This window comes from Psychrobacillus sp., assembly GCF_056205495.1.
Map to the genome: position 1 here is coordinate 1 of NZ_JBAEAP010000479.1, position 2,805 is coordinate 2,805.

Annotated in this window: 4 protein-coding genes; 1 reads left to right on the plus strand and 3 read right to left on the minus strand. The window is 34.1% G+C overall.

What is annotated here, in order from left to right; genetic code table 11:
• The coding region (locus AC06OU_RS13815; RefSeq protein ID WP_475856519.1) for a GNAT family N-acetyltransferase at positions 1 to 513 on the plus strand (513 nt) is incomplete at its 5' end.
• Between the two features lie 161 nt (positions 514 to 674).
• Here the strand turns inward: AC06OU_RS13815 and AC06OU_RS13820 are convergent.
• The 3 genes from AC06OU_RS13820 to AC06OU_RS13830 form a co-directional block, all read right to left on the minus strand.
• Positions 675 to 1,094, minus strand: coding sequence for a GNAT family N-acetyltransferase (locus AC06OU_RS13820; RefSeq protein ID WP_475856521.1), 420 nt, complete (start codon positions 1,092 to 1,094; stop codon positions 675 to 677).
• Positions 1,095 to 1,510: 416 nt separating this feature from the next.
• Positions 1,511 to 2,038 (minus strand): P-loop nucleotide/nucleoside kinase family protein, encoded by a 528-nt coding sequence (locus AC06OU_RS13825; protein WP_475856525.1) that lies wholly within the window; start codon positions 2,036 to 2,038, stop codon positions 1,511 to 1,513.
• Positions 2,039 to 2,105: 67 nt separating this feature from the next.
• Positions 2,106 to 2,504, minus strand: coding sequence for a hypothetical protein (locus tag AC06OU_RS13830; RefSeq protein ID WP_475856523.1), 399 nt, complete (start codon positions 2,502 to 2,504; stop codon positions 2,106 to 2,108).
• Positions 2,505 to 2,805 lie beyond the last annotated feature (301 nt).

Consider the following 2,805-nt stretch of genomic DNA (forward strand, 5'->3'; position numbering starts at 1 on the left):
CCGTTTGTACTTTCAGACGCAGAAGAATTACTAAATTTTGAAATGAACAATCGAGACTTTCAAAAAATCTATTCAGTCGCTCATCCAGAAAATTTTTGGACTTTAGAAGCTCAAAAAGAAGCAATTGAAAAATGGTCTCAAGCTAAAGAAAAGGATATTGCTTATCAGTTTGGGATCTTTAAAAAAGATGATGACGTGCTTATCGGTTCAATTTCGTTATTTCAAGTTTCTAGAGGGCCTCTTCAAAAAGCACTTTTAGGATATTCTTTAGATCAAACCCATAATGGAAAGGGGTATGCAACCGAAGCTGCTAAGCTAGTTGTTGCGTATGCTTTTGATATTCTAGACCTCCATCGCATTGAAGCTGGTGTAATGCCGGTTAATAAAGGATCTATTCGAGTTTTAGAAAAAGCAGGTTTTCATAACGAGGGTTTAGCTAAAAAAAGTGTTAAAATTAACGGACAGTGGGAAGACCATGAAATGTTTGCTATTTTAAATCCGAAACATGCATAATATTAACCTGTGCATTCATGCCCGTTAGTTTCCGCTCTAGTCGGAGGCTTTCCAGCGGGAGAAATACAGGAATAACATAAAATGAGCTAGATATCATATCTAGTCTCATTTTACTTTGATGTTTTTTTTTACAAACGCCCCCGTAAGTTGAACAAGGAATATTACTCTAAGTACTCATCACTTAGACTTGGATTTAAATACCTTGCCATTCCAGTTTTCAACTTTTTAAATCCAAGTTTTCTATAAAACCCTTCGTTACCAGTTGTTGATATTAAATGGACACAAGAAACATTGCTTAGTCTATCAAGTAAAAACTCCATAATTTTTTTAGCTATTCCTTGTCCTTGAAAATCTTTATGAACCACAACGTCATATATTGCACCATTAAAGACTTCATCTGTTATTCCTCTGCCGATACCAACAATTCTTCCATTGACTTTAACTATTGCTATGACATTACTAGCTTCGAATACTTGTTGAATAACCTCATTTGTATGCTTGAGCCACCCTACAGAAGTATAAACTTCCTTCATTTCCTCGATATTGACATTGATAAAATCACTTTGGATTTCTAAATTCATATAATCTCCCCCCATGCAAAGTGTTTCTAACTTCCGAATTGCTTATTTAACTAAATTCTTGTTTTACTTCGAAAAGAAAAGAGACTTTTAGTGGAAGTAAAGTAAAGGTTAGATTCTATAGTTCGAATGATACGGTTTTGGGTATTGAGCATATCTGCCGTTACAATCACGCTATAAAAATGATTAAAAACTAATATTTTCTGTTTAATAATTGTAGCGACAGGACTAGACTCCAGCGGTAGGAGGGAGACAGATAAGCTATCACAACCACGCGTGTAAGCGATGGGTGATGACTTATCGCTCCCACCGCGAAAAAGCGTCCGACTAGAGCGAAAATCAGCCATCTATTTGTTCATGCTTTTTTTGTAGATACACTTATCCAAAAAGAAAAATTAAAAGGTAATGGATTGATAGGACTAATTATCAATTACAATTTCTCCCTCACCTATTGGTACTTCGAATCCATTAAGGTAGGAAGTTAAAACTTCTTCTGTAATAGGAAAAGCATTAGCATCAAAACGTTTGTTTCGAATTTTAAGCCGTTCACGCAAATCATCGGCATGAACTTTTAAATAAATAAGCTTCCATTTACCGCCAGACTTTTCAATTAGTTGCTTATATTCGTTCCTTCTTGCACGATCCCAGAAACTGAAGTCAATTACTACCTGCCGCTTATCGTGAATTAACTTAAATAAATAATTCCGCAGTTTCCTTTCAGCAACTTTCTTGTATTCTTCAATCTTTTCAATCGGGAAATCGATCCCATACCGACCATTAGTGGCCCATATTTCCTCATCAATAGAAAGCCGCACAAAGCCTTCTTTTTCTAATTGTTGTGAGAATGTAGTTTTGCCGGAACCAGCTACACCACACATCATGACCACTAGGGGAGTGAAATCATCGCGTTCACTATAAATTAAGTCGAAATTAAACTTCTCAAATATTTGAATGGTCCCCCTAACTTTTAGATATAGTTCAATAAGAAAAAGTGATTTCTAAGCATCCAAGAATTCAATAATTTTTATGCCTTTTTATTTTTATTGAGTTAGTAGTAGCGAAGCTTTCTAAGTATTCATCAAAATTATCTGGTTGAAAACTAAAAAATTTCCATGTAAATCCTTTTTTTAGCCTAATAAACACTGACTTTTGGTGCCAACCTATTCTTTTAAATTCAATCAATTTTATATTTTCTTTATTCACCTTTCTTTTGGAAATATCTAAGCCAAATAGAGAAACTATAAAAGACAAGTTATGATCATTTATAACTAATTGGTATTTTATCTTTATAAAAATAAGAAACATCAAAGCTAAAACCAAAAATATAAACCATTTTGACATTATAAAAACAACTAACATGATAAAAAAATAAAAAAGTAATGGCACTTTCGAATCCACTGCATTAAATCGCATTATATATAAACCCCTTAAATATTTATGGTTGTCCATCGTATTTGTTTTATATATACGAATTACTTTCATAAATAACGTTTTACGGATTAAACACGAACATTTTCTAATTATTGATTGTAGCGACAGGCGGCGACTCCAGCGGGAGGAGGGAGACAGATAAGACATCATAACCACGCGCGTATGCGATGGGTGATGGCTTATCGCTCCCCCCGCGGAAAGCGTACGTCTAGAGCGGAAATCAAATCTACTTTAAACATAAAAAAGCAATCTAAATTTTACTGTTCACTATTAATAACTTAAA

Coding starts and splice junctions, on each gene's coding strand:
- AC06OU_RS13820 (WP_475856521.1), bottom strand. CDS start 1,094: ATGAATTTAGAAATCCAAAGTGATTTTATCAATGTCAATATCGAGGAA.
- AC06OU_RS13830 (WP_475856523.1), bottom strand. CDS start 2,504: ATGCGATTTAATGCAGTGGATTCGAAAGTGCCATTACTTTTTTATTTT.